The following is a 24263-nucleotide window of genomic DNA, read 5'->3' on the forward strand; positions in this document are numbered from 1 at the left end:
GCGCTGGAAGCTATCAAAACATGAGCAACCAAAGAAGGGGGCAGGCCGTGCAAGCGGCCTGCTGGCCGCCCGGCGCAGCGCTGCAACCCGCGTGACGCGGCCCTGCCCGCCGTTCGTACGCTCTGTCCGTTCGTGTTACCGTGCAGCCCGCCCCGGCTGCTGCCCGCAGCCACCAGTGCCAAAGAAGAAAAAACGGGGCGCGCCGCCACGCCGTGGTGGGCGGCGAATCCACTCCCCCTGTCCTTGGACCCTGTTCACGATCTTTGCGGAGATCGCGAAAAGTCCGTGAACAGGTTCTCACCCCTCTTCGATAGCAACTGCCTTATCGCCATGTCCAGCGGCATCCTGTACGGCCTGTCGGCCTATGTCCTGTGGGGCCTGTTCCCCCTGTTCTTCAAGCAACTGCAAGCCGCCACGGCGCTGGAGGTGGTGCTGCACCGCATGGTGTGGTCGCTGGTGTTTGTGCTCATCGTGCTGGCGGTGCTGCGCCGGTTTGCCTGGCTGGGCGATGTGCGCCGCAGCCCCGCGCTGCTGGGCAAGTTTGCAGTGTCGGCGCTGCTGCTGTCTGCCAACTGGCTCAGCTACATCTGGGCCGTAAACAACGGCCATGTGCTGGACGCCAGCCTGGGCTACTTCATCCTGCCGCTGGTCAACGTGGCGCTGGGCTTTGTCTTTTTGCACGAACGCCCCCGCAGGGCCCAGTGGCTGGCCTTTGCCGTGGCCGCCAGCGGCGTGCTGTGGATGGCGGTGCAGTCGGGCCATGTGCCCTGGCTGGCGCTGCTGATTGCGCTGACCTTTGGCTTCTACGGCCTGATGCGCAAGGTGGCCGTGCTGGGCCCGCTGGAAGGCATGTCGCTGGAGACCATGCTGCTCGCGCCCCTGGCCCTGGTGGCCTTGCTGTGCCTGGGCCCCACCGGCCCCGACAGCATCGCCCAGCATTGGCCCGCACACGACACGCACACCTGGCTTTTCTTTGTGTTGAGCGGCCCCGTCACCGCCATCCCGCTGCTGCTGTTTGCCGCCGGGGCGCGGCGCGTGCCGCTGTCCACCATGGGGTTCCTGCAATACATCACCCCCTCCATCCTGGCGCTGATGGGCGTGTTTCTGTACGACGAGCCCTTCGCCGGCCCGCGCGCCGTGGGCTTTGTGCTGATCTGGGCGGCGCTGGCGCTGTACACGGCCGAGGGGTTGTGGGCGGGGCGGCGGGCGGCAGCGAAGCTGGCAGCGCAAACCAAAGCAGAGGGCGCCGCACAGCCAGCACGCTGAGGTGCGCAGCCCTGCGCCCGCCGCAAAGGCGGCGCGCAGCGGCGAGCCAACGCGGGCATGGTGCCCACGCTTAAAACACTGTGCAAAAATACAGCCTTTTACACCCTTTGCCCCGCTATGGAGGATTCAGGCATGCCGAAAACGCCCCGCACCGCCCCCGTTGCGGCCGACCCCACCTCCGAGCTGTTCACCCGCATCCGCTCGCTGATCGAATCGGCCCGCAGCACCATAGCGCGGGGTGTCGATCTGGTGCAGGTGCACACCAATTTCGAGATTGGGCGCCACATCGTCGAGTTTGAGCAGCAAGGGGAACAGCGAGCCGCCTACGGAGATGCTTTGCTCACCCTTTTGTCCGAACGGCTGACTGCTGAGTTTGGCAAAGGCTTCGGGCGCAGCAACATCGCGTATTGCCGCAGCTTTTACTTGGCATACCGGGAGCGCGTCGCAATCGTCCAGACAGCGTCTGGACGATCTGCGCTAGCGTCTGGCACAGCGCCATTTCAGATGGGCCAGACAGCGTCTGGACAATCTCAACGCCCCTTCACCCTCAGCTGGTCCCACTACGTCTTTCTGCTGGGCATCAAGAAAGCCGAGGAACGCAGCTTCTACGAGATCGAATCCACCCAGCAGAACTGGACCTTGCGAGATCTGCGGCGCCAGTTTCAAAGCGGGCTCTACGAGCGATTGGCCCTGAGCCGCGACCAAGAAGGTATCCGCCAACTCGCACAGCAAGGGCAAACCGTCAGCCGCGCCAGCGACTTGCTCAAGGAGCCCCTGGTGCTGGAGTTCCTGGGCCTATCTGAGCAGGCCCGGTTTTCCGAATCCGATCTGGAGGCAGCCATCATCAGCCAAATCGAGCGCTTCCTGCTGGAGCTGGGCAAAGGCTTTCTGTTCGAGGCGCGGCAAAAGCGCTTCACATTCGACGACGAGCACTTCTTTGTAGACCTGGTCTTCTACAACCGCTTGCTGCGCTGCTATGTGCTCATCGACCTCAAGCTGGGCAAGCTCACGCACCAGGACTTGGGCCAGATGCAGATGTACGTCAACTACTTTGACCGCCACGTCAAAACAGACGCCGAAGCGGCCACGGTCGGCATCGTGCTGTGCAAGAGAAAGCACGAGGCCCTGGTGGAAATCACCCTGCCCAAAGACGCCAACATCCACGCCAAGGAATACCAGCTTTACCTGCCCAGCAAGGAAGACCTGCAGCGCAAGCTGGCGGAATGGGCAAAAATTTAGATGAAATTAGCCTCAAGCGCTCTCCCAATAAGCGCTAGCTGCTATCAAAACAGAAGCACTTGCCGACACCGGCCATAGCCAGGGCCTTCACAGCTGCCGGGGCCATCGCGCCACCGGCACTGCACCAGCGCCCCACCAAAGCGGAGCCAACCAGGCACGGGTGTGCCCTGGCGAGGCATGCACCCACTGCATGGCATGACCCGTGCCCGGCGCATCGCAGGCACCCCGGTTCCACCGTCCAATCGTGTCTGCGGTGGTGGACGGGGCTGCGCATCTGCGGCCGCCATCGCCACCCATCACCCGGCGGCGATGGCCCCCTGCCCCATCACTGCGCCGCCCCTTTGAACCTCTTTTTGCAAGGAAGCCCGCATGACCTCCCTGAACCGCCGCTTTGCCATGAAAGCCCTGGCCGCTGCCGCCACCCTGGCTTCGGTGCACGGCGCCGCCAATGCCCGCACGGCCAACGGCCAGGCGCCCCGCATCCTCATCGTTGTCTCCAGCCACGACCGCAAAGGCAAAGACCTGGTGGCAGGCTTCTGGTTTCCCGAGCTCACCCACCCCGCCAAAGTGTTTGCCGAGGCGGGCATCGCCTTCGACATCGCCAGCCCGCAAGGCGGCATGCCGCCCTTTGATGGGTTTGACCTCAAGGACGAGGGCAACAGCTGGTTCTGGATTCAGCCCACGCTGCGCAACCAGCTGGCGCACAGCCTCAAGCTGGCCAATGTGGACCCCACGCGCTACGACGCCGTCATGCTGGTCGGCGGCCACGGGCCGATGTGGGACTTTGCGCGCAACAGCCGCCTGCACACCGTGGTGCGCAGCGTGTACGAGCGCGGCGGCATCGTCAGCGCGGTGTGCCACGGCCCCGCCGGGTTGCTGGGGCTCAAGCTGTCTGACGGCACCCCTCTCATCGCGGGCCGCAAGCTCACCGCCTTCACCAACGAAGAGGAGGTATCGCGCCAGTACGACAAGCTCATTCCGTTTGAGCTGGAAACCGCCCTGCGTGCAGAAAACGCAGCGTTTGAAGAGGCCCTCATCTTCCAAAGCCGCGTGGTGGTGGACGGCAGGCTGATCACGGGCCAGAACCCGGCCTCTGCCAAGCCGTTTGGCGAAGCCGTGGTGGCCGCACTGAAGGCCCTGCCCGCCTGATCTGCAAGCCCCGCCCCCGGTGGTCGGGGGGCTGCACGGGTTTTATGATGGCCTCACCGCCCACCGTGCCCCCGTGCCTTCCACCCCCAGCAGCCCATGAGCGACATCACCATCGCCGCCCTCCATGCCTTTCGGGCCGTGGCGCAGTGCGGCAGCTTCACGGCGGCGGCCGACGACCTGGGCTGCTCCCAGTCGGCCATCAGCCGCCACATCGCCCTGCTGGAAGAAAGCACCCGCCAAACCCTGGTGCTGCGCGGGCACCGGCGCATACAGCTCACCCCGGCGGGCACCCTGTACCTGGAGACCGTGCAGCGCGCCCTGCAAGAGCTCGAGCGCGGCACCGCCCGCCTGGCCAGCCACGCGCAGCGCCCGCACAGCGTCAAGATTCTGGCCATGCCCTCGTTTGCCGCACGCTGGCTGGTGCCCCGCCTGGCCCATCTGCGCCTGGCAGGCATTGATGCCGAGATCGAGCTGGCCACCTCCATTTGGGACGCCGACTACCGCAAAGAGCGCTTTGACATTGGCATCCACTACGGCGACGGATCGCTGCCCGGTGCGCAGCTGCTCATGCACGACAGCCTCGTCCCCGTCATCGCCCCCCGCCTGGCCCACGAACGGCCCGTGCGCACGCTCGAAGACCTGGGGCGCTTCCCCTGGCTGCACGACGCGCTGCGCAGCAGCAAATGGCCGCAATGGCTGGCGGCCTGCAACGCACCGCAGCTCACCGGCATCCGCCACCTGAAGCTGCAAGACGCCGAGCTGACCCTATCGGCCGCCGTGGCGGGCCTGGGCATCGCCATGGGCCACGAGGTGCTGGTGGCCCACGACATCGCCGAAGGCCGCCTCGTCAAAGCCTGGCCCCAGCACCTGCCCATGGCCGCGGGCTACCACCTGCTGCTGCCCGCGCGCGGCAAAGACAACCCCCACACCCAGGCCATCGCCCACTGGCTGCTGCGCGAAGCGCGGGTGGCGCAGGGCACGCCCCCGGCCTGAGCGGGTGAAGGCCAGTGCACCTGGGTTGGCGCCCCGCAAGCAAGGCGCAGCACCGCCTGTCTTCTGGTCAAATGGCCTGATCGACAAAACCCCTGAGAGACCTCTCCCACCCGTTCGGGCGGAGGCACAAATCCCATCAGGTCAAATTGGCCTCTAGCGCAATCTAGATCAGCGCAAGAAGCTATCAAAACCGTAGTACCCCATGCGCATCCTTCACACCTCCGACTGGCACCTGGGCCAGCATTTCATGGGCAAGAGCCGCCAGGCCGAACACCAGGCGTTGATCGACTGGCTGCTGGTGCAGGTCGATGCGCATGCGGTGGATGCGGTGCTGATTGCGGGCGACATTTTCGACACCGGCGCGCCCCCCAGCTACGCGCGCGAGCTGTACAGCCACTTGGTGGTGCGCCTGCACCGCGCAGGCGTGGCGCTGCTGCTGCTGGGCGGCAACCACGACTCGGTGGCCACGCTGGGCGAAAGCCGTGCGCTGCTGGCGGTGCTGAACACCACCGTGGTGGGGGCCGTGGGCGATGCGGCCGACCATGTGGTGGTACTGCCCCAGCGCGGCGATGCTGGCGGCAGCCATGAGCCCGGCTGCATCGTCTGCGCCGTGCCCTTCATCCGCCCGCGCGATGTGTGGCAAAGCCAGGCGGGGCAAAGCGCGCAGGACAAGCAGCAGTCCCTGCAAGCGGCCCTCCAGGCCTATTACCAGGCGGTGGTGGATGCGGGCCGCGCGCGGCAAGCGCAGTTGCAGCAGACGCTGGGCCGCGTGGTGCCGCTCATCGCCACCGGCCACCTCACCACCGTGGGCGCCAGCAGCAACGACTCGGTGCGCGAGATTTATGTGGGCTCGCTCGACGCCTTCCCCACGGCCGCGTTTCCGCCGGTGGACTACATCGCCCTGGGCCACATCCACCAACCGCAAAAGGTGGGCGGGCTGCACCACATCCGCTACTGCGGCTCGCCCATTGCGCTGGGGTTTGACGAGGCCAAGCAGCAAAAGGAAGTGCTGCTGGTGGACCTGGACGCCAGCGGGCTCGCGGGCGTCACGCCGCTGCCCGTGCCCCGGTTTCAGGCGCTCATCGCCGTCAGCGGCAACCTGGCCGCGCTGCCGCAAGCCATTGCCACCGCCGCCACACAAGGCACGGCCGAGCAGCACGCGTGGCTGGAAGTGACCGTGGCCGAAGACGACTACCTGCAAGACCTGCCCGAGCGCATCAACGCCATGGTGCAGGGCCTGCCCGTGGAGGTGCTGCGCGTGCGCCGCCAGCGCACCAGCGCCGCCGCCGCGCTGCAGTCGGCCGCCCAGGAGACGCTGGACGAGCTGAGCCCCCACGACGTGTTTGCCCGCCGCCTGGCCGCCGAGACCCTGGCGCCCGAGCTGCAGCAGGCGCTGGAGGCCCGCTACCGCGCCGTGGTGCAAAGCATCACCAGCCCCACCGACCCCACCGAGGAAGGCACCGCATGAAGATCCTGAAGCTGCGCCTCAAAAACCTCAACTCGCTCAAGGGCGAGTGGGCCATCGACTTCACCCAGCCGCCGTTCACCGAGAACAGCCTGTTCGCCATCACCGGCCCCATGGGCGCGGGCAAGTCCACGCTGCTCGACGCGATCTGCCTGGCGCTGTACCACCAGACGCCGCGCCTGAGTAGCGTCTCCAAATCCGCCAACGACCTCATGACGCGCCACACCGCCGACTGCCTGGCCGAGGTGGAGTTCGAAGTGAAGGGCGCCGTGTACCGCGCCTTCTGGAGCCAGCGCCGCGCCCGCGACAAGGTGGACGGCGCGCTGCAAGACCCCAAGGTCGAGCTGGCCCAGGTGGAACCGGCCACGGGCCTGGGCACCATCCTCAGCAGCCAGAGCAACGACAAGCTGCGGCGCGTTGCCGATGTGACCGGGCTGGACTTTGGGCGCTTCACGCGGTCCATGCTGCTGGCGCAGGGCCAGTTCGCCGCCTTCCTCAACGCCAGCGCCAACGACCGCGCCGAGCTGCTGGAGGAACTGACCGGCACCGACATTTATGGCGAAATCTCCCGCCGCGTGTTCGAGCAGGCGCGTGACGCGCGCGAGCAGTTGAACCAGCTCAAGGCCCGCGCCGACGGCGTGGAGCTGCTGCCCGCCGAGCGCATCGCCGCCATGCAGGCCGAGCAGGAGGCATGGACGCAAACGCTGGCCGAGGTGCAGCAAGCCCACGCCACCACCAGCGCGCAGCGCCAGTGGCACATCGACGTGGACCACAGCGCGCAGGCCGTGCACGACGCCACCACGGGCCAGCAACAAGCCACCGCCGCCCTGCAGGCCGCCGCCCCCAGCCTGCAACGCCTGGCCGACAGCGAACCTGCCCAGGCCCTGCGCGCACCGCACGCCGCGTGGCAGCAGGCCCAGGCCGCCTGCCACAGCAGCGATGCCCTGCTGGCCAGCCTGCAAGCGCAGCACCGGGCCGAAGCGGGCCTGCACGCCCAACACCAACGCACCGCCGCCATACAGGCACAGCGCGTGGCCCACGCTGCGCAGGCCGAGCTGGCACAGGCCGAGGCCGCCCAGCAGCGCCACACCGACTACTGCAGCGCCCACGCCCAGCACGCCCACCTGGGCGAGCGCCTGGGCGAATGGCGCCAGCTACTGCAACAGCAACAGCAACGGCACACCCGCCTGGCCGAGCAGCAACAGGCCCTGCAAGCGCTGCAAACGGACATTGCCCAGCGCGGCGCACAAGCCACAGCACAGCACGGCCACGTAGAAGCCGCAACACAGGCCCAGGCCACTGCCGCCGCCGCACTGCACGCCGCACAGGCAGACCACGCCGACGCGCTGGGCGGCCACAGCATTGCCACGCTGCGCGAGCGCTGGCAACACGCCCAAAGCCACGTAGCCGCGTGGCAGCAGGCCATGCAACAGGCCCAGCAGCGCCGCGAGCTGGCAGACCAGCACACCGCGCTGGGCACCGAAGTGCTGCGCCTGCAAGCCGCCGCCACAGAGCAAGAAGCCACACGCCAGGCACTTCGCGCGCAGTACAACGCCCTCAAGGAACAGGTGGCCGACAAGCGCCAGCTGCTGGAACAAGAGCGCCGCATCCAAAGCCTGGACCAGCACCGCCACGCCCTGCAGCCCGGCGAGCCCTGCCCGCTGTGCGGCGCCACGGCGCACCCCGCCATCGATGCGTACCAAGCGCTGGACGTATCGGCCACCGAAGCCGCACTGCAGCAAAAACAGACCGAGCTGGAGGCCATCACCACCCAAGGCCAGGCCGTGGCCGAAGCCCTGACCACCAGCCAAACCCGGCTGGCCGAGCGCCAGGCGCAGCAGCACGCCACTGCCCAGCGCATCGCGCAGTGGGAGGCCAACTGGGCCGACTGGGCCACCTTGGCCGCCCGCATCGGGCCGCTGGGTGCCGAGCACACCCTGCATTCCGAAGACTGGCAGCACGCCGACCGCATCGCCGCAGGCCACACCGCCGCCCAGGCCACCCAGGCCCAACTGGAGGGCGCCCTGCACCGTGCAGAGGCCGCCGCCCAGCGCGTGCAACAAGCCCAGGCCGCCGCCGGCCAGTGCGACCAAACCCTGCAAGCCGCCACGCACCAACTGGCGCTGCAGCAGCAAGCCGTGCACGAAGCACAAGCACGCCAAGCCGCCCTGGCAGACGCCATCGCGGCGGCCCAGGCCGAAAGCACCACGCTGCAGGCCCACCTGCGCGCCGCCCTGCAAGCCGCAGGCTACGACCTGCCCGCAGACCCCGCCCCCTGGCTGCAAGCGCGGGACGCCGAATGGCAGCGCTGGCGCGACACCCAGGCCGAGCTGCACACACTGGCCCAGCGCATCACGCGCCTGCAAGCGCAGTGCGATGCAGCCCAGGCGCAAGCTCAGCAGTGGTCGCAACGCTGGGCCGCGTTGCAAGCCACGGCCCATGCGGCCACCGAGGCGGCATGGGCGGGCGAGCCCCACGACACAGCGCACGACATAGACCAAGACGGCGCCATCGATGCCGCCGCAGCCCTGCAAGCCAGCGTGGCCGAGATCGAGCGCCTGCAACGCACCCTGGCCGCCCTGGAAGGCCGCCAAGCCCAGGCACAGGCCACGCGCACCCAGCAAGCCACCGAGCTGGAGGCGGCCACCCACGCATGGCACGCCGCACTGCAGGCCAGCCCCTTTGCCGACCTGGCCGCCTTTGAAGCCGCCCTGCTGCCCGAGCCCGAACGCCAAAGCCTGGCAGCCCAAAGGGAAGCCTTGCTGGCCGCCCAGCAACGCGCCGACGCTCTGCTGCAGGCCGCACAGGCCCGCCACGCCCAGTTGCAGGCCCAAGCGCTCACCCCGCAAACACTGGATGCGCTGAACGCCCACTTGGCCGCGCTGGAAACCCAGCGCAGCGCCCTCAGCGAACAGATTGGCGCCCACCGCGCCCTGCTGGCCAAAGACGCCCAGCAGCGCACCAACCAGCAGGCCCTGTTCGCGCAGATCGGCCAGCAAACCGCAGACAGCGATGTGTGGCAGCGGCTGGACGCGCTGATCGGCTCTGCCAAAGGCGACAAGTACCGCAAGTTTGCCCAGGGCCTCACGCTCGACCACCTGCTGCAACTGGCCAACCAGCACCTGGCGCGCCTGCACGGCCGCTACCTGCTGCGCCGCAAAACCACGGGCGAGCTGGAGCTAGAGATCGTCGACGCCTGGCAAGGCGACGCAGCGCGCGACACCCGCACCCTGTCGGGCGGCGAAGGCTTCCTCGTCAGCCTGGCCCTGGCCCTGGCGCTGTCCGATCTGGTGAGCCACAAAACGTCCATCGACTCGCTGTTCCTGGACGAAGGCTTTGGCACGCTGGACGGCGACACGCTGGAGGTGGCGCTGACCGCGCTGGACTCGCTCAACGCCAGCGGCAAGATGATCGGCATCATCAGCCACGTCGAAGCGCTGAAGGAGCGCATCCCGGCGCAGATCCGGGTCGTCAAAGGCGGGGGCGTGGGGCATTCGCGGCTGGTGGTGTAGGGCCGCTGCCGGACACATCCGTTCGGGCTGAGCCTGCCCGAGCCTTGCGCGGCGCTTCGACAAGCTCAGCGTGAACGGATCCAGCAGGTTCGTACCGGATTCATAGGCCCGCACTGCGGCCTTTAAACCGCTGGGCATCGTGGCACAAATACCCGTTCGGGCTGAGCCTGTCGAAGCCCTGCGCAGCGCTGGCGCAGGCTCAGCGTGAACAGCTCCAGTGACCTCATGCCTTATCCCCCCTCCCCCTGCGGCGGCAGTTCCTGCATCGCTCCCATCTTGCTGATGACCAGCTCAATGAAAGCCGACACCGCCAGGGGCAGGTAGCGCCTGCTAGGGTAGACCATGTGCACGCCGTGCCCCTGCCGGTGGTACTGCGGGAGCACGGGCACGAGCAGGCCCGCGCGCAAATCGCGCTGCGTCAGCGTGGAGGGCAGCAGCGCAATGCCCAAGCCCGCCAGCGCGGCTTTGCGCAGGGCCTGCGCCGCGTTGCCGCTGAAGCGGCCAGTCACCTGCACCTCGGCCGGTGCGCCCTCCGGCCCTGTCACGCGCCAGGTGGCCTTGCCGCTGGGGTGGCTGAACACCAGGCAGTCGTGGCCTGCCAGGTCTTGCAGCGTGGCCGGAACACCCCGGCGGGCGATGTAGGCCGGGCTGGCCATCAGGCCGTCGCTGCCCGCGTCCAGCACCTTGCGGGCAAACAGGCCCGAGTCCTCCAGAATGCCGCCGCGAAACGCCACATCAATCCGGTCTGCAATCAGGTCCGCGCGGCCGTCGCTCAGCACAAAGTCCACCCGCACTTTGGGGTGGGCGACCAGGAACTCGGTCAGCCACTCCATCGCAAAGAAATCAAAAAAATCAGCCGGGGCCGCCACCCGCACCAGGCCGCTGGGCTCCTGGTTCACCGCCAGCAGTTCCTCGCCCGCATCCATCAGCCCTTCCACAGCGCCGCTGCAGCGCTCCAGAAACACTTGGCCCGCGCTGGTGAGCGTGAGGTGGCGGGTCGAGCGCTGCATCAGCCGGGTGCCCAACTGCGCTTCCAGCTGCTGCACCCGGCGGCTCAGGGTGTTGGGCGGCACGCCCAGGCGGCGCGAGGCTTCGGCAAAGCTGCCGCAGCGCACCACCTGCACAAAGATGGCCACGTCGTTCAGATCCAGCATGATCTCACTCATTCATTCATTCATTCGATTAATGGACGAGTGCAATCATATTGCGCTATCTAGTCAATTAATCGATGAATTTTTAAGCTACAGGCATCAGTTCAACACCTCCAAGGTTCTCTGTATGTCGGCACCCGCCACCGCCCCCCGCGCCATCACCCACCGCACCCGTGGCACCACGCACGGCCCCATCACCCGCCTCATGAGCCCTGGGGACCTGGGCCAGGTGCTCAAGCCCTTCATCTTTTTGGACCTGGTGCACTTTCAGCCCGGCGCAGCGCAGCAGGGCTTTGGCATGCACCCCCACTCGGGCATCGCCACGGTCACGTTTTTGTCGGAAGGCGATGTGCGCTACGAAGACAGCACCGGTCAAGCGGGCCTGCTGCCTGCAGGCGGTGTGGAATGGATGCGTGCTGGCAACGGCGTGTGGCACACCGGCGCCCCCGTGGGCGACACAGCAGGCCGGGGCTTTCAACTGTGGGTGGCCCTGCCCGCCGCGCTGGAAAACGCCCCCGCCCACAGCCAGTACCTGGCCCCCGAGTTGGTGCCCCAGGTGGGCCCGGTGCGGGTGCTGCTGGGCGAATACGGCGCAGTGCACAGCCCCGTGGCGGCGCCCGAGGGGATGACCTATCTGGCCGTGCAGTTGGCCCAGGGCGAACGCTGGACCTACACCCCGCCCCCCGGCCACACCGTGGCGTGGGCGGCTGTGGCCACCGGCGCGCTGACGGCGGGCGAACCCATTGCGGCAGGCGAGCTGGTGGCGTTTGAGCCCACCCACCAAAGCATCGACTTTGTGGCCACCCAAGCCACCCGCTTCGTGCTGGGCTCTGCCGTGCCGCACCCGCATGAGCTGGTCATGGGGACTTACTCCGTGCACACCAGCCAGGCAGCACTGCGGCAGGGCACCACAGAAATCCGGCGCATTGCAGGGCAACTGCGCCAAGCCGGGCGGCTGGGTTAATCCCTTTCACACCCCCTCCACATTCGACTTTTCACCGTTCCCTTTCCCTCCACCCACTTCACTCATTGACAAGGAAATCACCATGAACATCGGCATCATCGGCTCAGGCGCACTCGGCTCTAACGTGGCACGCGCATTGGCCAGCAAAGGCCTGTCGGCCACCCTCTCCACCCGGCGCGGGCCGGAATCACTGGCCGCGCTGGTAGCCGAACTGGGCCCCACCATCAAAGCGGGCACCGTGGCAGAAGCTGCCGCCGCAGACATCGTGCTCATCGCCGTGCGCTGGGAAGACCTGGGCCAGGCCCTGGGCGGCCTGCCTGCGTGGAACGGTCGCATCGTCATCGATGGCACCAACCCCGTGGCGTTTCTGGACCCCAACTCGCCAGACGCCCAAGACCCCACCAACCCGCTGGCGGCCTACGGCATCAAGGCCATCGACCTGGGCGGGCGCTCGTCCAGCGAAGTGTTCAGCGAATTCGTGCCCGGCGCCCGCGTGGTCAAGGCGTTCAACCACCTGGATGTGAACGTGCTGGCCCAGCCCCAAGTCTCCGGCGGCCAACGCGCCATGTTCTACGCGGGCGACGACGCAGCAGCCAAGGCAGAAGTGCGCAAGGTGCTGGACGCCATCGGCTACTTCCCGGTCGACCTGGGCACGCTGGCTGCGGGCGGCAGCCTGTCAGAGCTGCCGTTTGGCGCGTTGTCGGCCAGCCAGTTCATCAAGATCTGAGCCAGAGGTGCCTGACAAGGCACCTACAGAAGGCCCCCAACGCAGTTTGCGCTATGCGAAGTGCCTGGGGGCTTTCGTGCGTTCATGCGTTCATGCCAAATCGATAAAGCAATGCCCCACGCACAAGGCCATTGATGAATAGCCGTTGGCAAAAAATGAGGCCGCCAATATGAAAAATCATGGCATTTCATGTATTCACAGCGTCTCTGTCTGTAGCGAACCTGCCTGAACCTGCGCTAGCTGTCGCATCCCGGACGATTGCATAGACTCTAAACGCTATCCGCTCTTTATGGCCCGAGCTGTTTTGAAGAAGTTGATAGAGTCCCTGCAATCCACCCCAGGAGTGACTCCATGCTGATAGCCCTGCACAAGAACGCCCGTACCACACCTGCCGTGCGTGCCGAGATCGCAGCGAGCAATGAACCAGCCAGCGTCCTGGCCCAACGCTTTGGGATCACTGAGCAGACGGTCTACAAGTGGAAGAAGCGTTCCGTCTTTGCAGACCGCTCGCACACGGCCCATTACCTGCAAACTGTGCTCACGCCTGCGCAAGAAACCGTGGTGGTTCACTTGCGACGTACCTTGCTGCTGCCTTTGGATGACCTGCTGGCCGTGACACGGGAGTTCATCTGCGCCCATGTCTCGCGCTCCGGGCTGGACAGGTGCCTTCGCCGCCATGGAGCGGGCAACCTCAATGCCCTCAAACCCCAGCAGCCTGTGCTGGCCTACAAGGCCTTCAAGAGCTACGAGCCAGGCTACTTGCACATGGATGTGAAGTACTTGCCCCAGATGCAGGATGAGAGCAGCCGACGCTACCTGTTCGTGGCCATCGACAGGGCCACGCGATGGGTGTTCGTGCAGTTCAAAACCAACAAGACTGCAGCAAGTGCACAGGCCTTCCTCAAGGCATTGCACAAGGCCTGTCCGATCAGGATCAACAGGCTGCTGACCGACAACGGCAAAGAGTTCACGGACCGTCTGTTTGCCAGCAAGGAACGCGAACCCAGCGGCAACCATGAGTTCGACCAACTGTGCCAGGAGCTGGGCATAGAGCACCGCTTGACCAAGCCGAGGACGCCCAGAACCAACGGCATGGTGGAGCGGTTTAACGGCCGCATTGCGGACGTTCTGAAGACCCATAGGTTCAACAGCCGCGAGGATATGGAGCAGACCCTGCTGCGCTATGTGGCCCTGTACAACCACCAGTTGCCGCAGTCAGCGCTCAAGAGCAGTACACCGATGCAGGCTATGAAAGAGTGGTACCAGACGCATCAGCATCTGTTTCGCAAGCGACCATATGATCGTCCGGGATGCGACAGCTAGCGCCCCCACCGCCTGCCTCCCTGCCGACTTGGCACAGGCTCCAACTCTCGGTACCGTAGCGTAAAGCCACAGCCACCAATATCTATTCACAAATGGCTGTAATTCATTGATAAATAATGATTTTTATAAAAATAAATCTATTCATATAATTATTCATGCCTCCAACCCCAGACCTCTCCGCCAGCATCGTGCAAGCCCTGCGCCGCCAGGGCGGGGCACTTAGCAGCGCCGAGCTGCAAGACCAGCTACGGGTGAGCCAGCCCACCGTGTCGCGCGCGCTGGCCCCACTCATTCAGTCGGGCGAAGTGCAAAAGGTAGGGGCCGCCCGCAAACAGCGCTATGTGCTGCCCCGCACCGTGCGCGATGTGGGCCGCAGCGTGCCGGTCATGCGCATCAACGCGCAGGGTCAGCCCAGCCCGTTTGCGCGCATGGTGCCGCTGGCCAGCGGCGCCGTGTGGGTGGACGAAGAAGACGGCCTCTCTAAGCGCTTTGACGGCCTGCCCTGGTTTCTGGACGACATGCGCCCCCAGGGCTTCATGGGCCGCACCTTTGCCACCACCCACCCTGAGCTGCAGCTGGCCAACGACCCCCGCTTCTGGAGCGATGACGACGTGCTGCGTGCACTGGCCCTGTGCGGCGACGACCTGCCCGGCAACCTGGTGGTGGGCGAGGCCGCGTTTGCGCGTTTTCACACCCTGCCGCAGCGGGCCAGCCGTGCGGCATCGCCTGCCGACTACCCGGCCCTGGCCGATGCCGCCATGCAAGGCAGCATCGGCGGCTCGTCCGCCGGGGGCGAGCAGCCCAAGTTCTGCACCATCGTGGGGGGCGACGCCTCGGGTGAAGTTGCTCGCCATGTGCTGGTCAAGTTTTCGCCTGCGGGCAACGCCCCCACCGACCTGCGCACCCGCGACCTGCTGGTCTGCGAACACCTGGCCCTGCACACGCTGGCCAGTGCCGGCATTGCCGCCGCCTCCAGCCGCATCAGCACCGGCGCAGGCCGCGTGTTTTTGGAGGTGGAGCGGTTCGACCGCACACCCATCAACGCCGCCAACCCGCAGGGCCTGGGGCGCATCGGCATGGTGTCGCTCAAGGTGTACGACGCCGAATACGTGGGCGCCATGGACAACTGGGCCGCCACCGCCAACCGCATGCAAGAGCGCGGGCTGCTGCGCCCTGCCGACGCGCGCACCCTGCGCCTGCTGGAGGCGTATGGCGAGCTGATCGCCAACACCGACCGGCACTACGGAAACATCTCGCTGCTGCTGGACGGTGACGACTGGGCCCTGGCCCCCGCCTACGACACGCTGCCCATGCTCTACGCCCCCGTAGGCGGCGAGCTGGTGCCGCGCGACTTTGCAGCCCGCCCCCTGCAACCCACCGCAGCCACCCTGCCCGAGTGGCCGCAGGCGCAGGCCCTGGCCCGCAGCTTCTGGGCCGCCGCCAGCGCCGATGCGCGCATATCCGACGGCTTTCGGCAAATAGCCGCAGAAAATTTGAGCCATATCAGCCGTTAGACCTCATGGAATAAGCGCAAGCAGCTATTAAAAACGCAGCAGAATGGGTTTCTGCACACGCGTTTGAGCCGTGTTGCAGCGGTATTCACCGCACAAAACGCGGTGATTAGAAGAAGCGCCCCCGCCTGACGGCGCAGCGGCAGACCAACCCTACGCCCTACCCCTGCGCATACCGCGCCAGCCGCTGCTCCAGCGTGCCGGTGTGCAGCTCAAACAGGTGGTTGTCAAAGTCGTAAAAGTACAGCGACTGCCCCTCGCCCTCCACCCGTGGGCGGGGCGGCCTCACCTCTGCCCCCAGCGCCCGCAGCCGCGCCTCGCAGGCGGGCAAATCCTCGTCGGCCACGGCAAAGGCGACATGGCGGTAGGTGCGCTCTGCCGGTGGATCGCCCTCCATGAACGCCAGCCACAGCCCACCCAGCAGCACAAACTTTTCGCGCGAGAGCGAGAAGTTGCGGCCCTGGCTGTCGTACACCTCCTGCGCGCCCAGGCCTTCGCAGAACAGGCGGGCGGTGCGGTCTACGTCGCGCACGATGAAGGTGAGGTGGCTGAGGCCGAGGATGGGAGCGGTTGCCATGGGGGAGCCTGTACTCATCAATGTGCTGAGGGGTGGGTTGTAGCGCATTCGCGCCGCCTATGGGCGCATGCAAGCTGATCGCATCGAAAAATGAATCGAAAAAAGTAACTTAACTTATTGTCAATATTCACTTTTCGGTAAAAAATCTAAAAACACAAAATATACCGAAATGCTCGAACTCAGCCCTGTCATCACCCGCCAGTACATCGACGCCGTTGCCGTGTTTGACGCGCTGGCCGAAGCCACCGAAGAAGCCGCCCAGGTGCGCGGCGGCATGTACTGGCACGCGGGGCCAGCGTCATCGCCGCAAGCGCAATACCTGGTGCGCACCTCGCCCGCCGGGGCCGAAACCAGCCTGGGGCCCCGCACGCCCGAGACGCAGGCCATCTACGACAAATTTATGCAAAGAAAGCAGGCCAGCGCCGAACGGCTCACCGGCCTGAAAGCTGCGCTAGACCAGCAACAGCGCATGAACCGCGCCCTGCGTGTCGGCAGGGTAGACCCGCTGGTGGTGGCGCTGCTCAACCGCCTGGCCAGCACCCACCTGAGCGAGCACTTTCGGGTGGTGGGCACCCACGCCCTCTACGCCTACGAGGCCGCCGCCGGGGTGCGGCTAGAGGCCGACGCACTCGCCACGCGCGACATTGACCTGCTGTGGGACACCCGCAAACGCATCACTTTCTCCACCCAACTCGCCCGGGTGGACAGCTCCATGCTGGGGGTGCTGAAAAAAGTAGACCCCACCTTTCGTATCAGGCAAAGCCAAAAGTACACCGCCGTGAACAAAGACGGCTTTGAGGTGGACATCATCCGCCGCGAGCGCACCGACGACGACCCCCACCCCATCAAGCTCAGCGACGCGGATGAGGACTTCTGGGTGGCCCAGGCCCGCCGCGCCAGCGTGCTGCTGGACTCACCGGGGTTCTCTGCCGTCATCGTCGCCACCAACGGCACCATGGCCCGCATGCACACCGTGCACCCGGCCACCTTTGTAGCCTTCAAGCGGTGGATGGCAGGGCAACCTGACCGAGATCCGCTGAAGCGGCGGCGGGACGTGTTGCAGGCCGATGCGGTGCAGGTGCTGCTGGAGCAGTATTTGCCGCAGGTTTAAGCAATTGGCGGCTAGCACTTATGGAATATGCGTGAGCAGCTATAAAAAAATGAGCACCAAGACACACCACACCTTTGAAGCGCCAGAACAGCTCCACGCATGGCTGCAGGCCCACCATGCCAGCGAGACGGAGCTGTGGGTGCGCATCTTCAAAAAGGCCACCGGCCAACCCAGCGTGACATGGGACGACTGCGTGGTGGCCGCCATCGCCTGGGGCTGGATCGACGGGATACGCAAGAGCTTGGACGACACCTCGTTTTTGCAACGCCTCACGCCGCGCCGTGCGCGATCCAACTGGTCGCAAAAAAACGTGCAGCACGCCGAGCGGCTGATAGCGCAAGGGCGCATGCAACCCGCTGGCCTGGCGCAGGTAGAAGCCGCACGCAGCGACGGACGCTGGGCCACCGCCTACGCCGGCAGCGCCACCATGGTGATGCCCGAAGACTTTTTGGCGGCGCTGCAAAAAGACCCGGTTGCCCAGGCTTTTTACGCCACGCTCAAACGCCAGAGCCTGTTCACCATCTACCACCGGTTGCAGAGTGCCAAGCGGCCGGAGACGCGGGAGAAGCGGATGGCGGAGCTGTTGGCGAAGTTGGGGCGGGGCGAGAGTCCTTGAAACTGCCGGCAGCGTGAGGGGGCGAGCAAACGCTAGTGCCGTAAGCAAAGTTGGCCTACAGCCCTCGTGAAATATGCGTTTCAGTTATTGCAGAAGTAGCATCAACCCGTCCTCCGAGGACTATGTGACTTCCACATCGACGATGTCCACGCAGGTTTGTGGGCGCGAATGATTTGACCCAGAGTGCCACTGCCCTGCACGAACACTGACATTACTCAGACCCTCTATGGGAAGGCAACGCCAATTTCCCGGGGAACCGGGGACGATGGTTCCGCTACTACTACCGCCACCGAATTGGTAGAACAGGGCCTGCGGCCTGCCATTTTTTGTACCAATTACGTGAGGACATAGTTCACGAGCATAGCCGCCAAAGGTGGCAAAAACTTGCTGCTTGTTCTGGATTGCTGCTCGAATAAGTTCGTAATTACCATTCATTTGTGCGCCCCTGCATTCGTTGATTATATTTTTCTAATGCTGCTAATAAATTGATGTCTAAAATTGAAAATTACGCCAAATTTTTAATCTCTTTATACAACCTAATAAGGTGGTCGATTGATAGATCGAGGATTGGCTCATACATAAACGAGTTAAGGTGTATATTTGAGCTTACAGTGATACTTACTTTGCCTAGTACTTGCAGTGCCGACGATGTGGGCTTCAATTCAGTGAGCTCCTTGATCAATTCACCAAATTGATTATTTACAGTGCACCAGTAATTTTCGTCACTTTTTATAATGCGAAGCGCTTTAATCATAAATACTTCAGATTGAAGACGTATTGCAATTGACAAAATAACTTTGTCAGCCAAGTTCAAGCCATCATGACTAAGCTTTTGACAAATAATTTCTGCTTTTGCAAAAATCAAATCCGTCATGATCACTGCACTACTAGTGTCGTGCTCAGTGCCAAAAAGTTTATTGTAGATTTCAAAATATTTTCCAACGGTAATTGTACTGGTACGCTCTTTCCAGTGAAGTAAACAAGTTAAATCCAAATAATCATCATCTGCCGCACCCTTGGTGTATTCAATAAGATTCCGAGTAAATGGAATTGTTGCACATAAGACTGCATCATCCTTCGCGACATTGTTTTTCCACATGCCGATAAAGTAGTTACTAACTCCATCGGCCTTGGTAAGAATAATTCCCGTCGGCCCGCGATTTGTCATTAGACATCTATCTCTATGAACAAAACTATCTGAAAGTGCTCGAAAGAAGTCAAAGTTATGGGTAAGAATTATTTGGCGAAAATATGGAACTTTACCAACATCATATAAATACTGAATGATTGCATGCTTGTTTTTATAATCGAAAGAGTCTGCAATATCATCGATAATAAAAATAGTTTCTTGTTGGCGTAATTTTCTTGCTTCCACCTCAAAGATGAAGTTCAAAAGATACAGCGCCCGCCTTTCGCCTTGGCTAAGAGTTTTAACTTCTTGGCGTGACCATTCAACTTTATCTGGGCCATCTTTAAATGTGAACCGGAGCTTTGCACTTTCTTTGCCGAGTGCGGCTTGTACCTGATTTGGCACCGAGAGAGTAAAGGGCATGTCCAGAAATCTATCATTGAAAAGTCCCACAGCTTGTGTCCACTGCGGAACAGCAGAGGCCGCCAATGCCTCGATTCGCTGAAGCTCGCCTTTGCTTTTCGTATGGCACTCAATGTATGCGGCCCCATCTATGTTGTTTTGAAGGTAGTAATGCCAAAGCGCTTGACGGAATTTGGATTGGTTTGCGGGCTTAATATTTTCAAGAAGAAAATCTACTTCGACAGCGGATAGATTTTCAATTAATTGAATAAGTGCTTGTGTCTGCGCATTTTTTGACAAATTCACACGAAGCTTCTTCAGCGCTTCATCTTCATCTATTCGAGAGTGAATTGCTTTGAGCTTGGTTTCAAGTGCCTCCTTTCCAATAGGGGCTAACTCTCCCCGCAATTGAATCAGATGTCCGCCGCCAAAAAAACCTTGTCGATCTAGGGTGTCAAGTACTGTTTCAGCTTTGCTTGGGTTAAAAATATTTTTTGTATATATTGTCCCCGCTTGGTTGAAAAGCTCCTGGTAGCGCTCATTAAATTCTTTTGCTTTTGCAATAAACTCTGGACTATTGAATACCTCAATTGCTTTTGGATCAAAAATGGCACCATATTCAAATGACTTTAATTCTTCTGTTGATGGTGTTTTAAGAATGCTTGAGATACAGGTTGGAAAATCATCTTGATTCCAATCACGCAGAATGAATTCCTCTACATCTTTTTTCTTTACTTTGGATATTCTCTGCAGGGATGTTTTTAGTTTTTCTTTTGCAGCATCCAATTCAATTAATATCTTGTCGTATTCGGATTTATTTTCTGGGTTGACAAGGATGTCGGTGATTGATTGACTTTCTTCTCTTATGTCAATTTCGGATTTTAGAGAAAATATGAGTTCTTTATGTACTGCTACACCATTAATTTCAACTTTGCAAGTTGATGGGCGGTTATAGCGTTCTTCCTTTGGCGTATTTCCAGCAGAAATGTCTTGAAAAGTCTTTGAGAAAGATGTTTTCATCAAGCCATTTGGAGCGTACACGGCATAGGAATTTGTTTCTCTTGGGTATTTGTCGAAGATGAATGTATGTTCTAAGAACTGAATCCCATAGCAGTTTTGTAAATTGACAGTTAGTTTTTTCATGGTGACTTTTCGCGCTACCTATATCTTTGGATATTTTGTTTATTTGGGATTAATCGGCTTTCATTTGGGAACCGGGAAACTTCAAGCCAAAAATACCGGCCCCACCTACCCCGATCACCAACCTCTACGCCACCCTAGTCGCCGCTACATAAACACACGCGCCGCTTCCTTCTCATCCTCCCTAGGCGCAGGCATATGCCCCACGCCGGGTAGCGCTACCACAGGGAATTCCAAACCTTTACTGACCTTCATGGTCATCACCTGAATCGCATCCGCGCCGGGCCGGTACTCACCACTCTTCTTGCGCACGCGGTGCGGCAGCTTGCGCTGGGTCAGGGCGCTGGCGCACAGGTCCATGGTTTTCCGGTCGGCGCACAGCACCGCTTTGTCCCAAAGCGAAGTCATACCGATACGCCTCCGTTTTGAACAGTCGAAGTCCGTCATGTCAGTCTTTCGCGCTAGAGAAATCCAGCTCGGCCTGCGCCCCCGGTAACGCTGGTGTCAGTCCACGGGCCAAAAGATCCTTGGCCGCAATGACCTTGTTCACCACCACTGCCACGTAACCGAGCAGCGCCAGAAAGAACAACGTGCAGACAATCAAAGACCAGCGCTGCTCTTTCAGCTTGCTTGCCAGATGCTCTGGCCACTCGTCGGCAGGCAACAGCTCGCACAACGTTTTCACTTCCGCCTCGGTGAAGGAGGTGCGCGCCGCGTTCGTTGCCAACGGCTGATCGCAGTCGCTTTTTTTCAATGGGTTTCTGTTGAAGAAGAAGGGGGGCCACAAGGTCTGCGCGCTGAACTCGGTGGCGAGGAAGGTCCGCTCGCTCGCCTTGAAGGTGAACGGCACTTGCGGAATCAGCAGCAGCCAAGCAAAGACCATCGATCCGACAAGGGACACGGCAAACACTGCAATCTGGGCAAAAAGGTAAGGGCGTGAAGGAAAGTCTTGCTTACGCACCTGCCGCAGCCCAGTGTCGAAGTAACGTCCGCAAGCGGCGATTTGGCGCAAATCAACGCGGTGGAGTTGTGCCCACGCAATCAACTGGTGCGCTTCTTCCAGGCTGGCGGCCTGCACGCCAGAGAACATGCGAAAAGACATGAGGTTGGTCTGCTCGTCCACATACGCACGGATCTTGGGGTCTGAGATTTCTTCGCTGCCGTGCACCAGCAGCCACAGGCGCCGCAGCAGGGTGTGCAGCGACACCGTGCGCCAGATGACAACGGCAAAGCCAACGATCAGTACGAGCGGAATCAAGGCGGCCAAGGCGCCGCCGAATTGCGTGATGGTGGCGAAGTCCATCACGCAGCAGAGGGCGCGCATCGCCCAAGGTGGTGCGGCCTCGATGCAAGCGAGTCGTTGGCTTTCTCTTGCGGCCTGTCAGCCAGGCGTTTTTCTCCACGGGTCATGCGCGGCAAGCACGCACCCAGTGCCGGTATCAATGTCGCCATGCTGCTGGCAGTTTTCCTGAGCTGAATATGTGTGTAATTGTTAAAACACTGTAGGGTCAGGGATCGGTTTGCGCAACTGCCAAAGTTGGTAGGTACGTCAATTTATGCAAAAACAGGCTCTAGCGCTTATTGAATAAGCGCTAGCAGCTATGTTTTCAATAGCAAATTAATACACCGACACGCTGCCGCCCCGCTGTGCACGCCGTGTGCAGCGGGGTGGCCGTGCGGGTGCTCAGGGCAGGCGGGCCAGGGTGCCTGCCTCTGCCGCGCGCACGGCGGCCTGGGCGTCGGCGGGGAGCAGCAGGCGTTGTTGCTCCAGGCGCCAGGCGGCGGCGCGCACGGCGGCGGTGTAGGCGTCTGGCGTGGGGTAGCGCTCTGCGATGGAGGAGCGGGGGTCTTTGCGGGCCAGGCGTTCTGCGCGGGTGGCGGCCAGGGGCAAGGTGCCGCCTTGCTGGGTGCAGATGCCGGAGGGGTTCAGAGGATCGATGGGGGCGGTGGTCTTGGCGTTCCAGCCCACGTAGGTGGCGCGGGGCACGGCCACGGCGGGCAGGCGCACGGTGCCCAGGGCCAGGCCGTCGGCGTCGGTGCGGGGCACCAGCACGGGGTAGTGGCCCAGCACGGTGGGCAGGCCGCTGGCGCTGTCGGTGCGCCACGATGGGGTGGCGTAGCCCTGGTAGCCCAGCAGGGTGCGCAGGCCTTGGTATTGGCCGGGGTAGCTGGTGTGGTCGGCGGGCACCAGGGTGCCGTCGGCCACGTTGGGGTAGTGGCTGGCCGGTGGCTCGGTGCCGTGGCGCACCCAGTCGTTCATGCTGGTGAGCAAGGCGCGCATCAGCGGGCCGACGTAGATGGGCGATGTGGGCAGCAGGCAGCCTGCCTCGGGCTTGGCCAGGGCGTCAAACGCGGCGAAGTGCGGGGTGCCTGCCACCAAGTAGGCGCGCACGTTGGCAGGCAGGGGCAGGTGCTGGGCCTGGGGGTCGGTCACGCTTTGGCTGCCGTGCGATGCCCACATTTCGTATTCCGAGTCGACCTGCATGATGCGCGGGCAGGTGCTGGTGGCGGTGCAGCGTTGCAGCAGGCCGTCGGTGCGGCCGGTTTGCGCATCGGTGCTGGTGGCGTAGGCCATGGGGAATTGGTCTACGGGGTACAGGTCGTCGCTGTTGGGGCCGGGGTTGCGGGCGGGCTGGGCAAAGCGGGCGTTGGTGTAGCTGCGGCGCCCGCCGGGGATTTGCAGCAGCAGGCCGTCGTACACGGGGCGGTGGTCGGCGCTTTCGTTAAAGCCCAGGTACACAAAGTCGCGCAGCACGCGGCCTGACTGCGAGATGCCGGTGCCCAGCAGGGTTTGCATGGTGGGCTGGCCGCCCGCGGCCAGTGGGTTGGCGGCGCTGGTGTCGTGCCGCAAGAAGTGGGCGATGTCGCGCAGCGCGGCCAAGCCCAGGCCCATGACCTTGGCGCCACGGGCGGTGTAGGTGAATTCGTAGATGGCGTCTGCCGGTTGATTGGCTGGGCGGGTGATGGCGATGGTCTGGTCGTCCACAAACCGCCAGGCCAGGCCTGCGGGCTGGGTGCGGGGGTCTTGCACGCGGGCGCGCACGGTGAGCTGGGCGCCTTCACGCGTGGCGGCGGGGTAGGCGAGCTTGACGGTCTGCTCGGCCTCGGTCTGCTTGGGGGTGAAGACCCATTCGTCGCGCGAGGGGCCGGTGATGCCTGGCAGCGCGGGCACGTTCAGGCCCAGCGCTGCGGCGCCTTGGCCGCCGCTCACGGGCAGGTCGCCCTGCCAGCCGATCCACGCCAGGGTGTAGCCCTGGGCCAGCAAGAAGCCTGCGCCTGCGTCGGCGGGCTCGCTCAGGCGGCCGTAGCTGGTGGGGGCGTCGTCAAACCCGGGGCCGATGAGCTTGCGGCCCCGGTTGGGGGTTTCGATGAGCAGGGTGCCGTTGGGGCGCTGGGGCTGCAGGATGACGACGTCGGCCACGCCGGTGACGCGGCCTGCGGCGTTGCGCGGGGCCAGGGCGATGTCGGCAATGGCGGCGTTGCGGGGGTCTGCGGGGTCGACCGCAAAGGTGGCGCGGGCGGTGATTTTGCGGGCGGTGCCGCGCTCGCCAAAGCTGCGGGCCTGCAGGGCCGGGGCTTGGGTGCTGAGCACTTCAAACTGCGTGACCTGCGCCTGCACGGGGGCTGCGGCGCACAGGGCCAGCGCGCCAGCCACCCAGCCGCCCTGCCATAGGCTGGCAAGTGCGGGGCGGGGTGCCAGCCACCGGGCCAGCAGGGTGGCCTGGGGCCGGTGGGCCGTGGGGGCAATGGCCGCAGGGGCGGCCATGCGGACCGGTGCGGGCGAAGGAGTCAGGTGGAGGTGCATCGTGAAACCCTTGGGCTGGAACGGGTGGACAGATGGAATGCCAACGGTGTGGTGGGGCACGGGTGAGGCCATGGTGGGCAAGCTGGGCGGCGCAGGCAATAGGTGCCGACACCGACCCACCAGATGCGCAGCGCACGCCCGTCGCATGGTGTGGTTTGGTGTGGTGTGCGGGGCGCTGTGCGC

At 63.2% G+C, this 24263-nt stretch carries 18 protein-coding genes and 2 pseudogenes; 13 read left to right on the forward strand and 7 right to left on the reverse strand.

Features of this window, described 5'->3' with window-relative positions; all coding sequences use genetic code 11:
- Window positions 1–330 precede the first annotated feature (330 nt).
- The 6 genes and pseudogenes from rarD to CLU88_RS23535 form a co-directional block, all read left to right on the forward strand.
- Window positions 331–1266, forward strand: coding sequence for an EamA family transporter RarD (gene rarD, locus CLU88_RS13715; RefSeq protein WP_099657071.1), 936 nt, complete (start codon window positions 331–333; stop codon window positions 1264–1266).
- 132 nt (window positions 1267–1398) lie between these two features.
- Window positions 1399–2505: a YhcG family protein gene (locus CLU88_RS13720; RefSeq protein ID WP_099658864.1), complete on the forward strand. Its 1107-nt coding sequence runs from the start codon at window positions 1399–1401 to the stop codon at window positions 2503–2505.
- Window positions 2506–2874: 369 nt separating this feature from the next.
- Window positions 2875–3654 (forward strand): type 1 glutamine amidotransferase domain-containing protein, encoded by a 780-nt coding sequence (locus tag CLU88_RS13725; RefSeq protein WP_233205465.1) that lies wholly within the window; start codon window positions 2875–2877, stop codon window positions 3652–3654.
- A gap of 96 nt (window positions 3655–3750) precedes the next feature.
- Complete coding sequence (locus CLU88_RS13730) at window positions 3751–4647, forward strand: LysR substrate-binding domain-containing protein (RefSeq protein ID WP_099657072.1); 897 nt, start codon at window positions 3751–3753, stop codon at window positions 4645–4647.
- 202 nt (window positions 4648–4849) lie between these two features.
- Window positions 4850–6115, forward strand: coding sequence for an exonuclease subunit SbcD (gene sbcD, locus CLU88_RS13735; protein WP_099657073.1), 1266 nt, complete (start codon window positions 4850–4852; stop codon window positions 6113–6115).
- A pseudogene (locus CLU88_RS23535) lies at window positions 6112–6729 on the forward strand (AAA family ATPase); the annotation flags it as partial. The gene sbcD and the pseudogene CLU88_RS23535, both read left to right, overlap by 4 nt.
- Before the next feature lie 2287 nt (window positions 6730–9016).
- Here CLU88_RS23535 and CLU88_RS23540 read toward each other — a convergent pair.
- Window positions 9017–9139: pseudogene (locus tag CLU88_RS23540) on the reverse strand (hypothetical protein); the annotation flags it as partial.
- Here CLU88_RS23540 and CLU88_RS23545 point away from each other — a divergent pair.
- On the forward strand, window positions 9127–9624 hold the full coding sequence (locus CLU88_RS23545; RefSeq protein ID WP_369827696.1) for an SbcC/MukB-like Walker B domain-containing protein: 498 nt from the start codon (window positions 9127–9129) through the stop codon (window positions 9622–9624). The pseudogene CLU88_RS23540 and the gene CLU88_RS23545 sit on opposite strands and share 13 nt — an antisense overlap.
- A gap of 230 nt (window positions 9625–9854) precedes the next feature.
- Here the strand turns inward: CLU88_RS23545 and CLU88_RS13745 are convergent, their stop codons facing one another.
- On the reverse strand, window positions 9855–10778 hold the full coding sequence (locus CLU88_RS13745) for a LysR family transcriptional regulator (protein WP_099658866.1): 924 nt from the start codon (window positions 10776–10778) through the stop codon (window positions 9855–9857).
- A 124-nt stretch (window positions 10779–10902) separates the two neighbouring features.
- On the opposite strand from CLU88_RS13745, the gene CLU88_RS13750 reads away from it, so the two are divergent.
- From CLU88_RS13750 to yjjJ, 4 genes are all read left to right on the forward strand, one after another.
- Window positions 10903–11739 carry a pirin family protein gene (locus CLU88_RS13750; protein WP_099657075.1) on the forward strand — a complete coding sequence of 279 codons (837 nt, stop codon included), beginning with the start codon at window positions 10903–10905 and terminating at the stop codon, window positions 11737–11739.
- 82 nt (window positions 11740–11821) lie between these two features.
- Window positions 11822–12466 (forward strand): NADPH-dependent F420 reductase, encoded by a 645-nt coding sequence (locus tag CLU88_RS13755; RefSeq protein WP_099657076.1) that lies wholly within the window; start codon window positions 11822–11824, stop codon window positions 12464–12466.
- 351 nt (window positions 12467–12817) lie between these two features.
- A complete protein-coding gene (locus tag CLU88_RS13760) occupies window positions 12818–13789 on the forward strand; it encodes an IS481 family transposase (RefSeq protein ID WP_099657077.1) in 972 nt (323 codons plus the stop codon).
- 155 nt (window positions 13790–13944) lie between these two features.
- Window positions 13945–15303, forward strand: a complete 1359-nt coding sequence (gene yjjJ / locus CLU88_RS13765; protein ID WP_099657078.1) for a type II toxin-antitoxin system HipA family toxin YjjJ — start codon at window positions 13945–13947, stop codon at window positions 15301–15303.
- A 157-nt stretch (window positions 15304–15460) separates the two neighbouring features.
- Here yjjJ and fosX read toward each other — a convergent pair whose 3' ends face one another.
- The gene (gene fosX, locus CLU88_RS13770) at window positions 15461–15877 is read right to left on the reverse strand and encodes a FosX/FosE/FosI family fosfomycin resistance hydrolase (RefSeq protein ID WP_143226005.1); all 417 of its coding nucleotides are present in this window, start codon (window positions 15875–15877) and stop codon (window positions 15461–15463) included.
- A gap of 169 nt (window positions 15878–16046) precedes the next feature.
- Here fosX and CLU88_RS13775 point away from each other — a divergent pair, with 169 nt between their 5' ends.
- Together CLU88_RS13775 and CLU88_RS13780 are read left to right on the forward strand one after the other, a co-directional pair.
- Window positions 16047–16988 carry a GSU2403 family nucleotidyltransferase fold protein gene (locus CLU88_RS13775; protein ID WP_099657079.1) on the forward strand — a complete coding sequence of 314 codons (942 nt, stop codon included), beginning with the start codon at window positions 16047–16049 and terminating at the stop codon, window positions 16986–16988.
- Window positions 16989–17037: 49 nt separating this feature from the next.
- The gene (locus CLU88_RS13780) at window positions 17038–17604 is read left to right on the forward strand and encodes a YdeI family protein (protein ID WP_099657080.1); all 567 of its coding nucleotides are present in this window, start codon (window positions 17038–17040) and stop codon (window positions 17602–17604) included.
- Between the two features lie 505 nt (window positions 17605–18109).
- Here the strand turns inward: CLU88_RS13780 and CLU88_RS22825 are convergent.
- The 4 genes from CLU88_RS22825 to CLU88_RS13805 all read right to left on the reverse strand — a co-directional run bounded on the left by CLU88_RS22825 (window position 18110) and on the right by CLU88_RS13805 (window position 24080).
- Window positions 18110–20278, reverse strand: coding sequence for an AAA family ATPase (locus CLU88_RS22825; RefSeq protein WP_143226006.1), 2169 nt, complete (start codon window positions 20276–20278; stop codon window positions 18110–18112).
- A gap of 144 nt (window positions 20279–20422) precedes the next feature.
- Window positions 20423–20722, reverse strand: a complete 300-nt coding sequence (locus tag CLU88_RS13795; RefSeq protein ID WP_233205466.1) for a hypothetical protein — start codon at window positions 20720–20722, stop codon at window positions 20423–20425.
- 1 nt (window position 20723) lies between these two features.
- The gene (locus CLU88_RS13800) at window positions 20724–21578 is read right to left on the reverse strand and encodes a DUF6216 family protein (RefSeq protein ID WP_143226007.1); all 855 of its coding nucleotides are present in this window, start codon (window positions 21576–21578) and stop codon (window positions 20724–20726) included.
- Window positions 21579–21959: 381 nt separating this feature from the next.
- Window positions 21960–24080, reverse strand: a complete 2121-nt coding sequence (locus CLU88_RS13805) for an alpha/beta hydrolase domain-containing protein (protein ID WP_199173453.1) — start codon at window positions 24078–24080, stop codon at window positions 21960–21962.
- Between the last annotated feature and the right edge of the window lie 183 nt (window positions 24081–24263).

The organism is Acidovorax sp. 56 (assembly GCF_002749705.1).
GTDB lineage: Bacteria > Pseudomonadota > Gammaproteobacteria > Burkholderiales > Burkholderiaceae_C > Acidovorax.